The organism is Nocardioides solisilvae (genome assembly GCF_003194625.1).
GTDB classification, from domain to species: Bacteria; Actinomycetota; Actinomycetes; order Propionibacteriales; family Nocardioidaceae; genus Nocardioides; species Nocardioides solisilvae.
Map to the genome: position 1 here is coordinate 434,223 of NZ_QHKX01000002.1, position 19,173 is coordinate 453,395.

Below are 19,173 nucleotides of genomic sequence, written 5' to 3' on the forward strand. Positions count from 1 at the left end.
AGGGGTCGCGGGACGGGCTAGGTTGTCGCCCATGGCGAAGAAGTCCTGGGCAGACCTGACCACCACCCAGCGGACGGCGGTCGTCGTCCTCGGCGCCGCCGAGGTGGCGCTCAGCGCGTGGGCGGCCAAGGACCTGCGGAGCCGGACGGCCGCCGAGGTCCGCGGCCCCAGGGCGCTGTGGGGGCCCGCCCTCCTCGTGCAGCCCTTCGGCCCCCTGGCCTACCTGGTCCTGGGCCGCCGGCGCGCCTGACCCGCGCGGCCCGGGCCGCGCTCAGGGCAGCACGGCCGCCCGCACCACGAGCACGTCGGGCAGGTCGCGGTGCAGCTCGGTCCACGTGGCCCCCTCGTCCCCCGACCCCCAGACCGCGCCGTTGCGGCCGCCGAAGTAGAGGCCGACCGGGTCTTGGGTGTCGGCGCACATCGCGTCGCGCATCACGGCGGCGTAGAACGAGTCGGGCAGCGTCCCCTCGCCCAGCTGCTCCCACGTCTCGCCCCCGTCGGTGGTCCGGCAGACCCGGGCGCGGCTGTCGACCGGCCAGCGCGCGCCGGCGTCGGCGATCGGGAACGTGTACGCCGTGGAGGGCTTGCGCGGGTGCGTCACCATCGCGAACCCGAACTCCGAGGGGAGCCCGGGGGCGATGTCCTGCCAGGAGTCGCCGCCGTCGTCGGAGCGGTAGACCCCGCCGTGGTTCTGCAGGAAGAGCCGGTCGGGGTCGACGGCGTCCCGGGCGACCTTGTGCACGCACTGGCCGAACTCGGGGTAGGACCGCTCCCCCGGCATGAACTCGGCCTTGACCCCCCGGTTGACCGGCTCCCAGGAGCGGCCGCCGTCGGCGGTGCGGTAGGCACCGCCGGTGGAGAGCGCCGCGAGGACCGAGCCGGGGTCCCGGGGGTGCGGCAGGACCGTGTGGAACGCCTGCCCGCCGAACCCCTCGCTCCACTCGGGGCGGTGCGGGTGGTCCCAGAGCCCGCGGACGAGCTCGAAGTGCTCGCCGCCGTCCTCGGAGCGGAAGACGGCGCCGGGCTCGGTGCCCGCCCACACCACCCCGTCCTCCACGCCCGGCACGAGCTGCCAGACCCGGGCCAGCGTCGCGCCGGTGTCCTCGGGGAAGCGGACGGCGCCGTTGGGCGTCTCCTGCCAGGTCTCGCCGAGGTCCTCGCTCCAGCGCACCTGCGGGCCGAACCAGCTGGAGGAGCACCCCGCGAGCACCCGCGGGACGGCGCCGCGGGGATCGACCATGACGGAGTAGACCTCCTCCATCGGGAAGTGCGGGCCCGTCCAGCTCCACTCCGCCCGCCGGGCGTCGGAGGTGCCGAGCCACAGCCCCTTGCGGGTGCCGACGAGCAGGAGCGTGCTCCCTCCGCTGCCCTGCCCGGTGCCGCCGTGCCCGGTGCCGCCCTGCTCGGCCCCGCCGGCCGTGGCGTGCGTCGCGTCGTCCATGTCGTCTCCCTCGTCCGGTGCGGTGTCGTCAGTCCTGGGTGCGGTGCCGGAAGGCGCGCAGCGAGAGCGGCGCGAGCACCGCGGTGAGCACGAGCGTCCAGATCACGGTGGAGAGCACCGGGTGCTGCAGCGGCAGCGCCGCCTCCGCCGGCGCCGGCCCGGTGTTGCCCCACAGCTCGCGCACCGCCTGCACCAGCGAGGAGATGGGGTTCCACTCCGCGACCGTGCGCAGGAAGTCCCCCATCCGCTCGGTCGGCGCGAACGCGTTGGAGAGGAAGGTGATCGGGAAGATGGTGGTGAACATGACCCCGTTGACCGCCTCGACCGACCGCAGCGCGGAGCCGACCAGGATCCCCAGCCAGATCATCGCGAAGCCCCACAGGAGCAGCAGCACGTAGGCCAGCACCGCGTCGAGGAAGGAGCCGCGGATCCGCCAGCCCACCACCAGCCCCGTGAGGGACATGACCGCGATCCCGATCCCGGAGTGGATGAGGCTGGAGAAGCTGCGGCCCACCAGCACCGCCGACGGGTGGATCGGCAGGGAGCGCATGCGGTCGACGATCCCCTTGTCGATGTCGGCGGTCAGCCCGACGGCCACGATGAAGGACGCGAAGGCGATCGTCTGTCCCATGATCCCGCCCAGGAGCCACTCCCGGTAGCCCGACGCCGCGCCCTGCACGGCGATCGCCCCACCGAAGACGTAGGCGAAGAGCAGCACGAACATCACCGGCTGCACGGTGACGTCCATCAGCATCTCGGGCATCCGCTTGATGTGGATCATGTTGCGGCGGGTGATGGCCAGCGACTGCTGCAGCAGGGTCGTGCGCCGGATCTCGGGCCGCTCCAGCGAGCCCCTCAGTGCGGGCCGGACGGTCTCGGTGCTCATGCCGGCACCCCTTCCAGGCGGGACCCACCGGCCCCGCCGTCGCTCTCGTCGTCGGTCGTCTCCTCGGCGCGGCGGCCGGTGAGGTGCAGGAACACGTCGTCGAGGCTCGGGCGCTGCAGCCCGAGGTCGTCGAGCTCGATCCCGCTGGTGGCGAAGGTGCCGGCCACCTCGGTGATGTCGCCCAGCCCCTGCGCCGGGGCGGTGAGCCGCCGGGCCGCCTCGTCGACGTGGACCTCCCGGACGACGCGGCGCATCAGCTCCGCCGCCCGGGAGAGGTCGGCGCCGTCGGAGACGGTGACCACCAGCGCCGCCTTGCCCGAGGCGTCCTTCAGCTGCAGGGGCGTCCCCTCGGCGATGATCCGGCCGTGGTCGACCACCACGATGTTGTCGGCCAGCTGGTCGGCCTCCTCGAGGTACTGCGTGGTGAGCAGCAGGGTGGTGCCGTCGCGGACCAGCTCGCGGAGCACGTCCCACAGCTCGACCCGGCTGCGCGGGTCGAGCCCGGTCGTGGGCTCGTCGAGGAAGAGGACCGGGGGCGTCGCGACCAGGCTGACCGCGAGGTCGAGGCGCCGGCGCATGCCGCCCGAGTAGGTCTTGACCACGCGGTCGCCGGCGTCGGCCAGCGAGAACCGCTCGAGCAGGTCGTCGGAGATCCGCCGCACGGTCCGGCGGTCCAGGCCGTACAGCTGGCCGACGAGCCGCAGGTTCTCCCGGCCCGTGAGCAGCTCGTCGACGGTCGCCGACTGGCCGGTGAGCCCCATGGAGCGACGCACCCCGGCCGGGTCCCGGACCACGTCGTGGCCCGCCACGAGGGCGGTGCCGCTCGTCGGCCTGGTCAACGTCGTCATCATCCGCACGGTGGTCGTCTTGCCCGCCCCGTTGGGGCCCAGCAGCCCCAGCACGCTCCCGGTCGGCACCGCGAAGCTCACGTGGTCGACCGCCACGGTCTCGTCGAAGTGCTTGACCAGGTCGAGCGCCTCGATCGCGTTCCCCGTCACCTCTGCCACGCCGTCCCTCCCCGTCCCGACTATTCCAATTAGGAAGAGTACGCTCGGGTCATGGCCCCGGCGCAACCCCTTTTTCCGGTGACTTCCTACGCGTTGCTCGGCCTGCTCACCTTCGGCGACGAGCTCACGGGCTACGAGCTCAAGCAGCGCGCGGACAACACGATGCGCTTCTACTGGACCTCGCCGGCGATGAGCCAGGTCTACTCCGAGCTGGCCCGGCTCACCGAGGCCGGGCTCGTGCGGCGCTCCGGCGAGGGCCGCGGCACCACCTACGCGGTGACCGACGAGGGACGCCGGGCCATGGAGCGCTGGATGCAGGAGGCGCCGGTCGGGATGCCGGTCTTCAAGCACCCCCAGGCACTGCGGCTGATGATCGGCCACCTCACCGAGCCCGAGACGCTCGTGCAGATGCTCGAGGAGTACGTCGGTCAGGTGCTGGCCGCGCACTCCGACCTCGCCGCGGTCCGGCGCTCGCTGACGGGGCAGGACGCGGTCGGCCAGACCTTCCACAACCCGTCGCTCGTGGCGGAGTGGGGCCTCGCCCACTTCGAGAGCGAGCTGGCCATCGCACGTCGTACGCTCGCGCGCCTGCGCCACGAGCACGGCCTCGGCGGGGCGGGCGGGCCGGACGGGTCGGACGGGTCGGACGGGGAAGCGACCCCGGAGAGGGCCGACGAGCCCGTGCGGGACGCCCGGTGACGGGCGGCCCGCGGCGGGCCGTGTGGCTGGTGCTGGCCGGCATCGCGTCGGTCCAGCTCGGCGCCGCCCTGGCCAAGGAGCTCTTCGACCGCGTGGACCCCACCGCCCTGGTCTGGCTGCGGCTGGCCGCCAGCGCCCTGGTCCTGCTGCTCGTCGCCCGTCCGCGTCTCGCCGGTCGGAGCCGCCACGACTGGTGGGTGGTCGCCGGCTTCGCCGCGATGCTGGCGACGATGAACTGGTCGATCTACCAGTCCTTCGCCCGGCTTCCGCTGGGGGTGGCGGTCACCATCGAGCTGATCGGCCCGCTGGCCGTCGCCGTCGCCGGGTCCCGCCGCCCGCGCGACCTGCTCTGGGTCGCGCTGGCCGCCCTCGGCGTGGTCGCCCTCGGGTGGGAGCGGACGGACCTCGACCCGGTCGGCGTGGCGTACGCCGGGCTGGCCGGCGCCGCCTGGGCGGGCTACATCCTGCTCAGCGCCCAGACCGGCCGGCGCTGGCCCGGCCTCGACGGCCTCTCGGTCGCCAGCACCGGGGCCGCGGTGCTGCTGGCCCCCTTCGCGCTGCTCGCCGACCTCGACGGCATGCTCGACCCGGAGGTGCTCGCGTTGGGAGCCCTCATCGGCCTGCTCAGCTCGGTCATCCCCTACAGCTTCGAGCTCGTCGCCCTGCGCAGCCTCCGGCCGTCGGTCTTCGGCGTCCTCATGAGCCTGGAGCCGGCGGCCGCGGCCCTCGCCGCCCTGCTGGTCCTCGGGGAGACCCTCGGCGTCCTGCAGTGGACCGCGATCGCCTGCGTCGTCGTCGCCAGCGCGGGGGCGACCCGCTCGGCACGGGCGCCGCGCGAGCCAGACGTCGAGCTGCTCCAGCACCCTTGAGAGCCGCCCCACGGGGCCGGTCGGGTTCCGCCCGGGTGCGTACGCTGGCCGGACCCGAGCCCTGGAGGACGCATGCCCCCGACCGCGCCCGCCCGCCGTGCCGCCGCTGCCGCGGGCACCCTCGTGGCCGCCCTGGTCCTCGCCGGCTGTGCCGACGACCCCGAGCCGTCGGGGGACGCCGACGCCCCGACCGCCTCCGCTCCCGCACCCTCAGCCCCGTCCTTGACCTCGTCCTCCGGCCCGTCCTCGCCGGGGGCCGGCTCGCCGGACGCCTCCGGCGGAGCCGCGGGACCGGCGCGCCCCCGGGTCTCGGGCACCGTCGCCTCCGGGCTGGAGGTGCCCTGGGGCCTGGACTTCCTCCCCGACGGGTCGGCGCTGGTGACCGAGCGTGACTCCGCCCGGGTGCTCCACCTGACCCCGGACGGTGGCGGCGCCGACGGCTGGCGGACCCGGGAGGTCGGTCGGGTCGCCGACGCCAGTGCCGGCGCCGAGGGCGGCCTGCTGGGCCTGGCGGTCTCGCCCGACTTCGCCGACGACCGGCAGGTGTTCCTCTACGTGAGCACGGCCGAGGACAACCGGGTCGTGCGGGCCGAGCTCGCCGGTGGCCGGCTCGGCGAGCCGGAACCCGTCCTCACCGGGATCCCGACCGGCGCCATCCACGACGGGGGTCGGCTCGCGTTCGGCCCCGACGGCCACCTCTACGCCTCCACCGGCGAGGTCGGCCAGGCCGAGCTCGCCCAGGACGAGTCCTCGCTGGCGGGCAAGATCCTGCGGATCACCCCCGAGGGCGAGCCGGCGCCCGGCAACCCCGACCCCCGCTCCCCCGTCTGGACGCTGGGCCACCGCAACGTCCAGGGACTCGCCTGGGACGACGCCGGCACGATGTGGGCCAGCGAGTTCGGGGCCAGCACCTGGGACGAGCTCAACCGGATCGAGGAGGGCGGCAACTACGGGTGGCCCCGGGTCGAGGGCCGCGCGGCCGACAACCCCGGCGTGGACGCCGGCGGGCTGGTCGACCCGGCGCGCGTCTGGTCGACCGACGAGGCGTCCCCCTCGGGGCTGGCCTTCGCCGAGGGGTCCCTGTGGCTGGGCGCCCTGCGCGGCACGCGCCTGTGGCAGGTGCCGGTCCCGGGCGGCGGCGCCTCCGGCACGACCTCGGGGACCGGCCAGCCGCGCGGTCACTTCGTGGGGGACTACGGGAGGGTGCGGACCGTGGTGACGGCGCCCGACGGCAGCCTCTGGATGACGACGTCCAACCGGGACGGGCGCGGCACCCCGGCCGACGACGACGACCGCATCCTGCGGGTCACGCTGCAGCGCTGACCCGGACCACCACGGCGCGCCTCGCGACCCGGCGCAGGGTGGCCAGGACCGAGGGACCCAGCACCCCCAGCGCGACCGCGTTGGTGAGCGCCCGGCCGGTGTCCCACCCCCCGGTGGAGGTGACCAGCGTGTAGAGCCCGAACCGCTGGAGGTTCTCCAGCAGCGGTGCTCCCGCGACGTACGAGAGCTCGGTGCCCTCCCGTCCGGGCACCTCGATCCCCAGCACGAACGGCCAGCTCCACAGGTTCATCAGCGCGCCGTAGGCGTAGGCGGCGAGGACGCCGTATCCGATCAGCATCGCCACCTCGGACCGGCCGCGTGGCCTGCGAGGCAGGAGGCCCGCCCCCATCCCGACCCAGCCGGCCACCAGCATCTGGAAGGGCAGCCACGGGCCGACGCCCGCGGTGAAGAGCGCCGAGACGAAGAGCGAGGTCCCGCCGAGGATGAAGCCGAAGGCGGGCCCGAAGACCCGGCCCCCGAGGATCAGCAGGAAGAAGACGAGCTCGAGGCCCGCCACCCCCGCACCCAGGCCGCGGACCACCCCGTTGATCGCCGAGAGCAGACCGAGGACCGCCAGCACCCGCGCGTCCATCCCGCCCTCGGTCATCTCGGCGAGCACCGCCACGAGCAGCAGGGGCAGCAGCGCGAGGAAGAGGAACGGCGGGTCGACCCGCGCGCCGTCGGGCACGTCGAGCAGGAACGGCCACCCCAGCATCATGAGCCCGAGCGCGGAGACCCCGACGAGCGCCGCGGCGCTGCGCGGCCCGATCCGCACCGCCGGGGCGTCCGGCCCCGCGCCGGGCCGCATCAGGCCGTCCCCGCGGTCGCGAGGGCGGCGGTGACCTGGTCGACCCGGAGCCAGGGCGACCCCAGCACCTTGTGGACCTGCGGGGCGAAGGACGGCGACTCCACCACCACCTCGAGCGTCGGCCCGTCCGAGACGACCTCGCCCTCGGCCAGCACGGCGACGGTGTCCGCCACCCCGGCCACGAACTCGACGTCGTGGGTGGCCACCAGCACCGCGTGGCCCGCGTCGCAGAGCTCCCGGAGCAGTCCGGCGAGCGCGAGCTTGCCCGGGTAGTCGAGGCCGCGGGTGGGCTCGTCGAGGAGCAGGACCGGCGGCCGGGCGGCGAGCACCACCGCGACGGCCAGCGCGAGCCGCTGCCCCTCCGAGAGGTCGCGGGGGTGGGTCTCGTCGTCGATCCCCGGCGCGAGCCGGTCCAGGACGGCCCGGGTCCGCCCGGGGGCGCCCGCGTCGGCGTCGGCGTCGGCGCACTCGGCGCCGACGGTCTCCAGGTAGAGCAGGTCGGCGGCCGTCTGGGGGACCATCCCCGTACGCCGACGGCGCTCGGCCCCGTCGAGGGTGTGCGGGTCCGCGCCGGTCACCCGGACCTGGCCCGAGGCCCGCGCCAGCCGGCCCTGCAGCGCCCACAGCAGCGTGGACTTGCCGGCGCCGTTGCGCCCCATCAGGGCCGTCACGCGGCCCGGCAGGAGGCAGAGGTCGACCCCGCGCAGCACCGCCGAGCGCCCCTGGGTGACCACCACATCGCGGGCGGTGAGCACGGGCTCCCCCGGGGCCGTGCGCTGCTCGGCCGCCGGGGCGAGCGCGTCGAGACGGGTGCGCAGCTCGCGGGCCCGGCGGCGCGCGTCGCGCACGTTGAGCGGCAGCGGCGACCAGCCGGCTGCCCGGCCGAGCTCGACCAGCGGCGGCGCCACCGGCGAGTGGGCCATCACGGCCTCGGGGACGTCGACCAGGACCGTGCCGTCGGGCTGCAGCAGCACCATCCGGTCGGCGAAGGGCACGACCCGCTCCAGCCGGTGCTCGGCCACCACCACCGAGAGCCCGAGGTCGTGGACCAGCCGGGTGAGGATCGCCAGGACGTCCTCGGCGGCGGTGGGGTCGAGGGCGGACGTGGGCTCGTCGAGGACGACGACCCGCGGGTGCATGGTGAGCACGGAGCCGATGGCGACGCGCTGCTGCTCCCCGCCCGACAGCGTCCGCAGGTCGCGGTGGCGCAGGTCGGCGATGCCGAGCAGGTCCAGGGTCTCCTCCACGCGCCGGCGCATCGTGGCGGCCGGCAGGCCGAGCTGCTCCATCCCGTAGGCCAGCTCCTCCTCGACCGTGTCGGTGACGAACCAGGCGGCCGGGTTCTGGCCGACGTAGCCGATGTCGGCGGCCCGGTCCCGGGCCGGTCGGCCCAGGATGCTGACGCCGTCGAGCAGCACGTCGCCCGACAGCGTGCCTCCGGTGTGCTCCGGCACGAGGCCCGACAGCACCCCGAGCAGGGTGGACTTGCCGACGCCGGTGGGTCCGGCCAGCAGGAGCAGCTCACCCTCCTCGACGGCGAGGTCGATCCCGGCCAGCACTTCGTGGCCGGGGTAGGAGAAGCGGATCTCGCGCAGCTCGATCATTGGGCCACCTCCTCGTGGACGTCGTGGGCGCGGGGCCGGCCCGCGGGCGGCCCGGCGGGCTGACGGGTCGCGACCGTCGGCGCCGGCGGCGCCACCAGCACCGGCAGCAGGGCGGTCAGCGGGACCAGCAGGGCGGCGAGGTCGAGCGCCGGGGCCCCCGCCACCCCCGGGTGGGCGACCCTCGGCGCGGCGTCGGCGACCCACCACAGCCCGGCCCCCGCGGCGAGCCCGCCGGCCACCACCAGCAGCTCCTCAGGCTGCCACCGGTCGGGGCGGTAGCGGCTGCGGCCGACCCGTCGTCCGGCGCTCACCAGCGCCAGCACGGCGCAGCCGGCACCGAGCGCCAGCATGGGGAGACCGAGCCAGCGCGGCGTGGTGGTGTCGAGGAAGCCGTAGACCCCCACGCAGGTGCCCAGCAGGCCGGCCAGCAGCAGGGCGCCGGTGGTGCGCCGCTCGGCCGCGCTCGCCTCCCCGGTGCGCCCGTAGCCGCGGGCGTCCATGCCGGCGGCCAGCGCCATGGACCGCTCGAAGGCGTCCTCCAGCACCGGGACCAGCACCCGGCGCAGCCCACGCAGACGTGCCAGTCGACGCCCGGTGCGTCCGCTGCCGCGCAGCTCCTGGGCGTGCCTCACCCGTCGCGCGCTGTCGGCGAGCTGGGGCAGGACGGAGACGGCGACGACCATCGCCGTGCCGATCTCGTAGAGGGCCGGCGGCAGCGACTTCAGCAGCCGCTTGGGGTTGGCCAGGGCGTTGGCCGCGCCGAAGGCCAGCAGGATCACGGCCAGCTGCATCCCGTCGTACAGGCCCGCCAGGAGCGCCTCCCGGGTGACGGGGCCGAGCAGGCGGATCCCCGTCGTCCACTCCGGCAGCCCCACCTCGGGCAGCCGCAGCAGCACGTGCCCGCCGTCGACCCCGCCCAGCAGCACCCGGAACAGCACCCGGACCACGACCGTCACCGCGGCGAGCCAGAGGTAGAGCCGGAAGGCGCGGGCCCAGCTGCCGTCGCCGCGGCACGCCTGGACGACGACCCACGTGACGGCGGCCAGCAGCGCCAGCAACCACGGGTTGGTGGTCGCGGACGCCGCGGCGGCCAGGCCCGCCGCCCAGGCCCACCACGCCACCGGGTGCAGCTCCCGGGCGGACCGTCCTCCTCCTGGCACCGTCGCTCACGCCCTCCGGCGCCGCAGGGTGAGCACGACTCCGGCGCCCAGCAGCCCGCCGAGGACGGCGAGGGGGACCCAGACCGGCAGCCCCCCGGCGTCGGCGACGCCGGGCTCCCGCTCCGCGGGCAGCACGTCGCCGCCTCCTGCCCGGACCGCCGCGGCGGCCTCCTCGGGGCTCGTGGCCGGCGGCTCGGCCTCCCCGTCGCCCTCGTGCCAGACCAGCGCCAGGTGGCCCCCCTGCGGTGCCCGCAGGGTGCCCACGCCGCGCGTGGAGTAGACCCAGTCGCCGTCCGCCTCGGCCCACCACAGGCTCCAGTAGGCGTCCGCCGGCGCCGCGTTGACGCACGGGTCGCTCGCCGGCGCGCCCTCCACCCGGCAGACGAACCCGGGGCTCCGGGTTGCTTGGTCGAGGGTGAATCCAGCGTCGGCGAAGGAGGTGCCGGCCCGCTCGCCGTCGGCCGAGGGGTCGCACGCCACCCGGGCGTCGTCACCCCCGACCTCCGCGGCCAGCCGGCCCGGCTCGACCAGGACGACGACGCCGTCGTCGGGGCAGGGCGCCGGCACGGCCGCGGCCGGACCGGCCACGGGACCCGCCGTCACGACCAGGCACCCCAGCAGCAGGGCGAGCCCCACGAGCCCCGCCCGGGCGGTGCCGGTCACTGCCCGGCGACGGAGGGCGACCACGCTCACTCCTCGCCGTCGCCGTCCGCCGCGAGGGCGGGGAACGCCTGCACGGCCGCGACCACCCACGGGGAGCGGTCGAGCGGGTCGTCGAGGCCGTGGCTGCGCGCGTCCTCCAGGCTGGCCGCGTCGTAGGCGACGGCCCCGGCCTCGTCGGCGAGCTCCTCGTCGTCCTCGGACACCTGCAGCGCCTGCAGCCACTCGGCCGCCCGGGCCGCCGCGTCGTCCTCGCCCAGCTCGGCCAGCGCCCAGCCGGCCAGCCCGGTGGTGTTGGTGTTGGTGCCGTTCTCGGGGTCGCTGAACGAGCCGTCCTCCGCCTGCTGCTCGAGCAGCCAGGCGGCTGCGCGGTCGAGGGCCCCGTCGACCTCCCCGGAGGCGCCCTCCTCGGCCAGCCCGGCCAGCTGGAGCACGACCAGGGCGGTGGTGTCGGGCGCCTGCTCGACGCTCACCGAGCGGTCGCCGTCGCAGGTCTGGTCCCGGGCTCCGGGGTCGGAGAAGGCCAGGCGGAAGAAGCCCTCCTCGCACTGCTGCTGAAGGAGGAACGCCGTCACCTCGTCGGCCGCGTCGCTCCCGACCCGGGTCAGGGCCGCGGCGGCGTAGGCCTGGCCGATGGAGTTGGCGTAGTCCCCGTACTCCGACCGGTCCTGCAGACGCCCGACGGCGGGCCCCTTGCCGACCACGGTCTCCTCGACCCGCGCGCGGAGGTCGAGGCCGCCGAACTCCTCCGGGTCACGACCCTGGTCGAGCGCGAGGGCGAGCGCCTTGGCCGACGCCCCGGAGTAGACCTCCTTGCCCGTCCCCACGTAGGCGGGGAGGTCGGCGGCCACGGCGTCGGTGGTCTCGGCGGCCTCCTGCGCGTGCAGACCGGTGGCCGACAGGCCCAGGACCAGGTCGACGCTGCCTCCGGGGTCGGCGGCCGTGGTGGTCTCGCCCTCCCACTCCGTGGTGACCTCGAGCAGGCCGTCGGCGTTGCGCTGATCGAGCAGCCAGGCGGCGGCGAGCTCGACCGGCGCGGGCCCCGCCTCGGCCGGGGGCGACGCGTCGGAGGCGCCCTCCCCGTCGGCGCAGGCGGTGGCCGCTGCTGCGACCAGGAGGACCGAGGCCGCGATGGCGGCGACCCGGCGGTGGGCCCCGTGGCGGACCGGGTGGTGTACGGCGTGCTTCATGTGGATTCCCATCCCGCTGCTGGGCGGCGACGGTCCACGAGGGGATCGAACCCGCCGTGTTCCTCGACAGCGAATGTTCGGACGCGTCACAGCGGGTGCTCCGGCTCGCACGGACGGACCGTGCCTACGGTTGCGGGTCAGCGCCGGAGTCGGACCGGCTTCCCCCACCTGTGGGCGTGCGTGCGCCGCGACGGGTGTCGCGACCGATCCACCATACGACGAACCCGCCGGCCCCCGGACATCGGTCCGGGGGGCGGCGGGCTCGTGGTCGGGCTCGGACGGCGGGTCAGGCCAGCTTCTCGAGGATCAGCTCGCGGACACGGGCGGCGTCGGCCTGGCCCCGCATCTCCTTCATCACCGCACCGATCAGGGCGCCCGCGGCCGCCACCTTGCCGTCGCGGATCTTGTCGGCCACGTCGGGGTTGGCGGCGATGGCGTGGTCGACCGCGGCCGACAGGGCGCCCTCGTCCGAGACGATCGCGAGCCCGCGGGCCGCGACGATCTCGTCGGGCGTCCCCTCGCCGGCCAGCAGCCCGTCGAAGACCTGACGGGCGAGCTTGTCGTTGAGGGTCCCGGCGTCCACGAGCGCCTGGACCGCGGCGACCTGCTCGGGCGTCACGCCCAGCGCGTCGATCTCGGTGCCCGTCTCGTTGGCCCGGCGGGCCATCTCGCCCAGCCACCACTTGCGGGCGGCCTGGGGCGCGGTGCCGGCGGCGACCGTCCGCTCGATCAACAGCAGCGCGCCGGCGCCGACCGTGTCGCGCATCTCCAGGTCGGAGAAGCCCCACTCCGCCTGGAGGCGAGCGCGCTTCTGCGTCGGGTTCTCCGGGAGCGTGCCCCGCAGCTCCTCGACCCACTCGCGCGAGGGGGCCACCGGGACGAGGTCGGGCTCGGGGAAGTAGCGGTAGTCCTCGGCGTCGGACTTCTCCCGGCCGCTCGTGGTGATCCCGGTGTCCTCGTGCCAGTGCCGGGTCTCCTGCAGGATCGACCCGCCCGAGGAGAGGACGGCGGCGTGCCGCCGCATCTCGTACCGCACCGCCCGCTCGACGGAGCGCAGCGAGTTGACGTTCTTGGTCTCCGTGCGGGTGCCCAGGACGTTGGAGCCCCGGGGCGCGAGCGACAGGTTCACGTCGGCCCGGATCGACCCCTGGTCCATCCGGGCGTCGGAGACCCCGAGCGCGACGATCAGCTCGCGCAACTGGGCGACGTACGCCTTGGCGACCTCGGGAGCGCGCTCCCCCGCCCCGCGGATCGGCTTGGTGACGATCTCGATGAGCGGGATGCCCGCGCGGTTGTAGTCGACGAGCGAGTAGTCGGCCCCGTGGATCCGGCCGGTGGCACCGCCGACGTGCAGCGTCTTGCCGGTGTCCTCCTCCATGTGGGCGCGCTCGATCACGACCCTGAAGGTCTCGGGCTCGCCGTCCTCGCCCTCGAGCGCGACGTCCATCCACCCCTCGAAGGCGATCGGCTCGTCGTACTGCGAGGTCTGGAAGTTCTTCGGCATGTCGGGGTAGAAGTAGTTCTTCCGCGCGAACCGGCACCAGTCGGCGATCTGGCAGTTGAGCGCCAGCCCGATCCGGATGGCGCCCTCGACCGCCTTGCGGTTGACGACCGGCATCGCCCCGGGCAGGCCCAGGCAGGTCGGGCAGACCTGCGTGTTGGGCTCAGCCCCGAACTCCGTCGGGCAGCCGCAGAACATCTTGGTCAGGGTGCTCAGCTCGACGTGGACCTCCAGCCCCAGGGCCGGGTCGTACTTCTCCAGCGTCTCCTCGAAGGAGAGCAGGTCGACTGTCTGCGCGCTCACTGCGCGGCTCCCTTCAGCTCGGGGGCGCGGTCGAGGAGCGCACCACCCCACTCCTCGGTCAGCAGGGCCTCGACCGCGGCGCCGACCCGGTAGAGCCGGTCGTCGGCGAGCGCCGGGGCCAGGACCTGCAGCCCCACGGGCAGCCCGTCCTCCTCGGCGAGGCCGCACGGCACCGAGAGGCCCGGGACGCCGGCCAGGTTGGCGGGGATGGTGGCGAGGTCGTTGAGGTACATCGCCAGCGGGTCGTCGAGCTTCTCCCCCAGCCGGAACGCCGTGGTGGGCGCCGTGGGGCTGAGCAGCACGTCGACCTGCCCGAAGGCGGCCTCGAAGTCGCGCGAGATGAGCGTGCGCACCTTCTGCGCCTGCCCGTAGTAGGCGTCGTAGTAGCCGCTCGAGAGGGCGTAGGTGCCGAGGATGATCCGGCGCTTCACCTCGTCGCCGAAGCCGGCGTCGCGGGTCGCGCGCATCACCTCCTCGGCGCTCGGCGCGTCCACGCCCTCGGGGAGCACCCGCAGCCCGTAGCGCATCGCGTCGAACTTGGCGAGGTTGCTGGACGCCTCGGCGGGGAGGATCAAGTAGTAGGCGGCCAGGGCGTGCACGAAGCTCGGGCACGAGACCTCGACCACCTCGGCGCCGGCGGCGACCATCCGCTCGACGGCCTCGTCGAACCGGGCGAGCACGCCGGGCTGCCAGCCCTCGCCGCGCAGCTCGCTGATCACGCCGACCGTCACGCCGGTGAGGTCCTTGCCCGCACCCTGGCGAGCGGCCTCGACGAAGGACGGCAGCGGCTGGTCGACCGAGGTGCTGTCGAGCGGGTCGTGGCCGCCGACCACCTCGTGCAGCAGGGCGGAGTCCAGGACCGTCCGGGTGACCGGGCCGACCTGGTCGAGGGAGTTGGCGAGGGCGACCAGCCCGTAGCGGGAGATCCCGCCGTAGGTCGGCTTCACTCCCACGGTCCCGGTCACGGCGCCCGGCTGGCGGATCGAGCCGCCGGTGTCGGTGCCCAGCGCCAGCGGCGCCTCGAAGGCGGCCACCGCGGCCGCCGAGCCGCCGCCGGACCCACCCGGGATCCGGTCCAGGTCCCAGGGGTTGCGGGTCGGGCCGTAGGCGGAGTGCTCGGTGGAGGAGCCCATGGCGAACTCGTCCATGTTGGTCTTGCCGAGGATCGGCAGGCCCGCCTCCCGGATCCGGCGCACGACGGTGGCGTCGTACGGCGGCACCCAGCCCTCGAGGATCTTCGACCCGCAGGTGGTGGGCAGGCCCTCGGTGGCCAGCACGTCCTTGACGGCGATCGGCACGCCGTCCAGGGTGCCCCGCGGCTCGCCGGCGGCGCGGCGCTCGTCGGAGGCGCGCGCCTGGGCCAGCGCCCCCTCGGCGTCGACGTGGAGGAACGCGTGGACGCCGGCCGCGGCGTCGCCGTCGACCTCGGCGATCCGGTCGAGGTGCGCCTGCGTCAGCTCGACGCTGGTGACCTCACCGGCCGCCAGGGCGTCGGCCATCTCGGCGGCGGTGCGCCGCGTCCAGTCGGTGCTCGTCGCGGCGCTCACTGCTCGTCCCCCAGGATCCGCGGCACGGAGAAGCGCTGCTGCTCGGACTCGGGGGCACCGGCGAGCGCCTGCTCGGCGGTCAGCCCCGGGACGACGACGTCCTCACGGAAGACGTTGGTCAGCGGCAGCGGGTGCGACGTGGGCGGCACGTCGGCGCTGGCGACCTCGCTGATCGAGGCCACCGAGTCCAGGATCACGCTCAGCTGCGGCGCGAGGTGGTCGAGCTCGGCGTCGGAGAGGTCGATCCGGGCCAGGGTGGCCAGGTGCGCGACCTCGTCGCGGGTGATTTCGGGCATCAGCATCCTTTGCCAGACGAGCGGGGCATCAGCCGCCCATCCTATGGGCCCGTGCCGGAGGTGGACGCCGCGGTGCTCCCTCGACCGTGGCCGGGTCCTGCCGGACACTGGTGCGTCATGAGGTTCTTCTCCCGCCGACGCACCGAGACCGCCGCCGTGACCGCCGCTCGCGTCGAGGAGGCCGCAGGGCCCACCAGCGGGGAGAAGGAGCTCGTCGCCGTCTTCACCCACCTGCACGAGGTGCTGCTGGACGAGATCGCCCAGCGTCCCGCCCGGCAGGGCACCGGGGCGGGCCACGACTTCATGGGGCGCGACATCTGCGCACCGCTGTGGCGGATCCACGAGTGCCGGGCGATGGCCGGTGAGGTGCTGCGCCTGCGGGCCGAACGGGGCGGGGGCCGCATCACCCCCGGCGACGTCGAGAGCATCGAGAAGGACGTCCGGGAGCACCCCGACTTCGCGCGTCAGTTCGCCCTCGGCTGCGCCCGGCTCGTCCTGGCGGACTCCTAGAGCCGGCGTCGACCGGGGGCGGGCCTGCTCACTCCTCGGGGTCGGCCGACTCGGGCCCTTCGGCCAGCAGTCGCTCGAAGCCGGCCTCGTCGAGGACGGTGAGCCCGAGCTGCTCGGCCTTGTCGGCCTTGCTGCCGGCGTTCTCCCCCACCACGACGAAGTCGGTCTTCTTCGACACCGACCCCGACGCCTTGCCGCCGCGGGCGATGATCGCCTCCTTGACCGAGTCGCGGGTGTAGCGCTCCAGGGAACCCGTGACCACGACCGTGAGCCCCTCCAGGGTCCGGGCGACCGACTCGTCGCGCTCGTCCTCCATGGTGACGCCGGCCCGCTCCCAGCTCTCCACGATCGCGCGGTGCCAGCCGGACTGCTCCCCGTCGAACCACTCCCGGACGGAGGTGGCGATCGTCGGCCCCACCCCCTCGGCGTCGGCCAGCTGCTGCTCGTCGGCGTCGCGGACCGCCGCCATCGACCCGAACCGGGTGGCCAGGGCGCGGGCCGCGGTGGGACCGACGTGCCGGATCGACAGCGCCACCAGCACCCGCCACAACGGCACCTGCTTGGCCCGGTCGAGGTGGTCCAGGAGGCGCCGGCCGTTGGCGCTGAGCACCCGCGGTCCGCTGCCGTCGGCCTGCTCGGCCTTCTTGGCCGCACGGGTGAAGAGCTCGGTGCGGAGCAGGCCGGCCTCGTCGAGGTCGAAGACGTCGCCCTCGTTGGCGATCACGCCCGCGGCCAGCAGGGCGTCGGCCGCCTCGTAGCCCAGTCCCTCGATGTCGAAGACGCCGCGGCCGGCCACGTGGAAGACCCGCTCGCGGACCTGGGAGGGGCACGCCTCGTGGTTGGGGCAGCGCAGGTCCTTGTCGCCCTCCTTCTGTTGGGCGAGGGCCGTGCCGCAGGAGGGGCAGTGGGTCGGCATCTCCCACTCGGGCAGCCCCTCGGGGCGCAACGGCAGCACCGGCCCGAGGATCTCGGGGATGACGTCGCCGGCCTTGCGGAGCACCACGGTGTCGCCGGGACGGACGTCCTTGCGGCGCACCTCGTGGGCGTTGTGCAGGGTGGCCCGCTCGACGGTCGAGCCTGCCACCCGGGTCGGCTCCATCACGCCGAACGGCGTCGCCCGCCCGGTGCGCCCCACGTTGACCTCGATGGTCAGCAGCCGGGCGTTGACCTCCTCGGGCGGGTACTTGAAGGCGATCGCCCACCGCGGGGCGCGGCTGGTCGAGCCGAGCCGCCGCTGCAGGCTCACCCGGTCGACCTTGACGACCACGCCGTCGATCTCGTGCTCCACGTCGTGACGGTGCTCGCCGTAGTGCGCGACGAACTCCTTCACCCCGTCGAGGTCGGGCACCACGCGGACCCGGTCGCTGGTGGGCAGCCCCCACGCCGCCAGTGCGGCGTACGCGGTGGACTGGGCGACCGGCTCGAAGCCCTCGCGCGCACCGATCCCGTGGCAGACCATCCCCAGGGCCCGGGTCGCGGTGACGCGGGGGTCCTTCTGCCGCAGCGAGCCGGCGGCCGCGTTGCGCGGATTGGCGAAGAGCGGCTTGCCGGCGTCGGCCATCGAGGAGTTGAGCCGCTCGAAGGCCTCGAGCGGCAGGAAGACCTCGCCGCGCACCTCGACCAGGGCCGGCACGGGGAACTCCTCGCTGGCCGCCAGCCGGTGCGGCACCGAGGCGATGGTCCGCACGTTGGGCGTGACGTCCTCGCCGGTGCGCCCGTCACCGCGGGTCAGGGCGCGGACGAGGCGCCCCTCCTCGTAGAGGAGGTTGATCGCCAGGCCGTCGACCTTGAGCTCGCAGAGCAGCTCGGCGTCGGTGATCCCGTCCTTCGCCAGCCGGGCGTACCACGCCTCCAGCTCCTCGTCGGAGAACGCGTTGTCGAGGGACTCCATGCGCTGCAGGTGGTCGACCGCGGTGAACTCCGTGGAGACCGCTCCCCCGACCTTCTGGGTGGGCGAGTCGGGGGTGCGCAGCTCCGGGTGGGCCTCCTCGAGCTCCTCCAGCTCGCGCATCCGGCGGTCGAAGTCGGCGTCGTCGAGGGTCGGGTCGTCGAGGACGTAGTAGCGCCAGCGCGCCTCCTCCACCTGCTCCGCGAGCTCCTGGTGGCGCTCGCGGGCCGCTGCGGACGCGGGGATGACCTCGGGCGTGCTCATGGGCACATCTTGCCGTGCGGCACCGACACCCTCCCCGGACCCGCTCCCCCTACGCTGTCGGTCCTCGGGCCGCTGCACGGGTGGTCCCGTTCGACCAGGGGGTCCTCGTGCCAGCTCGTCCGTCCCGCACCGCCGCCGCCACCGGGCTCCTCGGCCTGCTCGCCCCCCTCCTGGTGGGGCTGGCCGTCCCGGCCGCCACCTCGACCCACACGACGGCCGCGGCCGCCTCCTCCGCCGACGCCCCGGTCCCCGACCGGACGAGCGGTCCCGTGGTCGCCACGGCCTTCGACGAGGAGCCGGGCAGCGCCGCCGCGGGCGCCCGCGGCATCCGGAAGTGGCCACGCGGCCGGATCACCTACGTCGACCGGACGAAGGACCGGGACGCCGTGCGCGCGGCCGTGAAGCTGTGGAACCGCAGCGGGGTGAAGATCAGGTTCGTCAAGGTCCGCAAGGCCTCGAGGGCCGCGCTCGTCATCCGCGACTCGACGAACGTCCCCTCGGGCTGCGGCTCGGGGCTCGCGTCCCTGGGCTACGTGCCCGGCGGCCGGGCCTTCGTCAACATCCTGCACGGCGGGGACGAGGGCGGGCAGGGCTGCGCCTTCCCGGGACAGACGCTGGTGGTGGCGCACGAGCTCGGGCACGTCCTCGGGCTGCGCCACGACGACAGCCGCTGCTCGGTGATGAACAGCAGCCACGTCAACGGCGTGGCCCAGCGCGAGTGCCTGGGCGAGGACCTCTCCGCGACCGCCAAGCCCGGCCGGTGGCGCTGCCGGGTGCTCGAGCGCGTCGACCTGAAGCGGGCCGCCCGGATGTACGGCGGCCGCCCGAAGGTGCGCCAGCAGGAGTGGTGCGACGCGATCGAGCGGATCCCCGCGACCGGGCCGGTCACCTGGACCCCCGACTCCTACGGCGGGGCCGGTGACCTCACCGTGGTCCGCGGGGCGGAGCCCCCGGTCCCCGGCTGGCTCGGGACGTGGGGCTTCGGCGCGCCGGGCCTGGAGGTCCACGCGACGCCGGGCGTCTGCACGGCCGTCCCCGGGGACGACGCGACCACGGTCCGCACCGACCTCTGGGAGGTGCCGGTGGGCGCGAGCCAGGAGGTGTCGCTGTACGGCCTCGCCCCGGGGACCCACTGCGTGTCGGTGTGGCAGTTCGACCAGGGCACCAACTACGCCCTCGCCCCGAGCACGGTGACGGTCACGGTCTCCTGACGCGGC

18 protein-coding genes are annotated in these 19,173 nt (G+C 74.9%); 6 read left to right on the forward strand and 12 right to left on the reverse strand.

The features are described from left to right. Positions 1–31 precede the first annotated feature (31 nt). Positions 32–250 (forward strand): hypothetical protein, encoded by a 219-nt coding sequence (locus DNK53_RS08085; RefSeq protein WP_110181789.1) that lies wholly within the window; start codon positions 32–34, stop codon positions 248–250. A 21-nt stretch (positions 251–271) separates the two neighbouring features. On the opposite strand, the gene DNK53_RS08090 is transcribed toward DNK53_RS08085, so the two are convergent. The 3 genes from DNK53_RS08090 to DNK53_RS08100 are packed head-to-tail and all read right to left on the reverse strand — an operon-like array spanning position 272 to position 3,334. Continuing rightward, positions 272–1,441, reverse strand: a complete 1,170-nt coding sequence (locus DNK53_RS08090; RefSeq protein ID WP_239456424.1) for a WD40/YVTN/BNR-like repeat-containing protein — start codon at positions 1,439–1,441, stop codon at positions 272–274. Positions 1,442–1,469: 28 nt separating this feature from the next. Next, positions 1,470–2,327: an ABC transporter permease gene (locus DNK53_RS08095; protein ID WP_110181790.1), complete on the reverse strand. Its 858-nt coding sequence runs from the start codon at positions 2,325–2,327 to the stop codon at positions 1,470–1,472. Next, the gene (locus tag DNK53_RS08100) at positions 2,324–3,334 is read right to left on the reverse strand and encodes an ATP-binding cassette domain-containing protein (protein WP_110181791.1); all 1,011 of its coding nucleotides are present in this window, start codon (positions 3,332–3,334) and stop codon (positions 2,324–2,326) included. Before DNK53_RS08100 ends, DNK53_RS08095 begins: the two co-directional genes overlap by 4 nt. A gap of 78 nt (positions 3,335–3,412) precedes the next feature. Here DNK53_RS08100 and DNK53_RS08105 point away from each other — a divergent pair, with 78 nt between their 5' ends. The 3 genes from DNK53_RS08105 to DNK53_RS08115 all read left to right on the forward strand — a co-directional run bounded on the left by DNK53_RS08105 (position 3,413) and on the right by DNK53_RS08115 (position 6,225). Then, positions 3,413–4,033 carry a PadR family transcriptional regulator gene (locus DNK53_RS08105; RefSeq protein WP_162599835.1) on the forward strand — a complete coding sequence of 207 codons (621 nt, stop codon included), beginning with the start codon at positions 3,413–3,415 and terminating at the stop codon, positions 4,031–4,033. Continuing rightward, entirely contained in the window at positions 4,030–4,902 is an 873-nt protein-coding gene (locus DNK53_RS08110) for an EamA family transporter (RefSeq protein WP_239456425.1), read from the forward strand. The genes DNK53_RS08105 and DNK53_RS08110 overlap by 4 nt, the downstream gene beginning before the upstream one ends. A 72-nt stretch (positions 4,903–4,974) precedes the next feature. Further along, entirely contained in the window at positions 4,975–6,225 is a 1,251-nt protein-coding gene (locus DNK53_RS08115; RefSeq protein ID WP_110181793.1) for a PQQ-dependent sugar dehydrogenase, read from the forward strand. On the opposite strand, the gene DNK53_RS08120 is transcribed toward DNK53_RS08115, so the two are convergent. The 8 genes from DNK53_RS08120 to gatC form a co-directional block, all read right to left on the reverse strand. Beyond that, positions 6,209–7,033, reverse strand: a complete 825-nt coding sequence (locus DNK53_RS08120) for an ECF transporter S component (RefSeq protein WP_110181794.1) — start codon at positions 7,031–7,033, stop codon at positions 6,209–6,211. The two genes, DNK53_RS08115 and DNK53_RS08120, sit on opposite strands and share 17 nt — an antisense overlap. Continuing rightward, positions 7,033–8,637 (reverse strand): ABC transporter ATP-binding protein, encoded by a 1,605-nt coding sequence (locus DNK53_RS08125; RefSeq protein ID WP_110181795.1) that lies wholly within the window; start codon positions 8,635–8,637, stop codon positions 7,033–7,035. Before DNK53_RS08125 ends, DNK53_RS08120 begins: the two co-directional genes overlap by 1 nt. Next, a complete protein-coding gene (locus tag DNK53_RS08130; protein ID WP_110181796.1) occupies positions 8,634–9,797 on the reverse strand; it encodes an energy-coupling factor transporter transmembrane component T in 1,164 nt (387 codons plus the stop codon). Before DNK53_RS08130 ends, DNK53_RS08125 begins: the two co-directional genes overlap by 4 nt. A gap of 6 nt (positions 9,798–9,803) precedes the next feature. Next, positions 9,804–10,484, reverse strand: coding sequence for a hypothetical protein (locus tag DNK53_RS08135; protein WP_110181797.1), 681 nt, complete (start codon positions 10,482–10,484; stop codon positions 9,804–9,806). Between the two features lie 2 nt (positions 10,485–10,486). Then, complete coding sequence (locus DNK53_RS08140) at positions 10,487–11,647, reverse strand: prenyltransferase/squalene oxidase repeat-containing protein (RefSeq protein WP_110181798.1); 1,161 nt, start codon at positions 11,645–11,647, stop codon at positions 10,487–10,489. Positions 11,648–11,933: 286 nt separating this feature from the next. Continuing rightward, positions 11,934–13,451: an Asp-tRNA(Asn)/Glu-tRNA(Gln) amidotransferase subunit GatB gene (gene gatB, locus DNK53_RS08145; protein WP_110181799.1), complete on the reverse strand. Its 1,518-nt coding sequence runs from the start codon at positions 13,449–13,451 to the stop codon at positions 11,934–11,936. Further along, a complete protein-coding gene (gatA, locus tag DNK53_RS08150; protein WP_110182391.1) occupies positions 13,448–14,950 on the reverse strand; it encodes an Asp-tRNA(Asn)/Glu-tRNA(Gln) amidotransferase subunit GatA in 1,503 nt (500 codons plus the stop codon). The genes gatB and gatA overlap by 4 nt, the downstream gene beginning before the upstream one ends. 44 nt (positions 14,951–14,994) lie before the next feature. Beyond that, a complete protein-coding gene (gene gatC, locus DNK53_RS08155; protein WP_110182392.1) occupies positions 14,995–15,294 on the reverse strand; it encodes an Asp-tRNA(Asn)/Glu-tRNA(Gln) amidotransferase subunit GatC in 300 nt (99 codons plus the stop codon). A gap of 117 nt (positions 15,295–15,411) precedes the next feature. Between gatC and DNK53_RS08160 the strand changes: the two genes are divergently transcribed. Further along, entirely contained in the window at positions 15,412–15,804 is a 393-nt protein-coding gene (locus DNK53_RS08160) for a hypothetical protein (RefSeq protein ID WP_110181800.1), read from the forward strand. Positions 15,805–15,832: 28 nt separating this feature from the next. Here the strand turns inward: DNK53_RS08160 and ligA are convergent, their stop codons facing one another. Then, a complete protein-coding gene (gene ligA, locus DNK53_RS08165; RefSeq protein WP_110181801.1) occupies positions 15,833–17,956 on the reverse strand; it encodes an NAD-dependent DNA ligase LigA in 2,124 nt (707 codons plus the stop codon). 107 nt (positions 17,957–18,063) lie between these two features. Here ligA and DNK53_RS08170 point away from each other — a divergent pair, with 107 nt between their 5' ends. Further along, positions 18,064–19,167 carry a M57 family metalloprotease gene (locus DNK53_RS08170; protein ID WP_162599836.1) on the forward strand — a complete coding sequence of 368 codons (1,104 nt, stop codon included), beginning with the start codon at positions 18,064–18,066 and terminating at the stop codon, positions 19,165–19,167. Positions 19,168–19,173 lie beyond the last annotated feature (6 nt).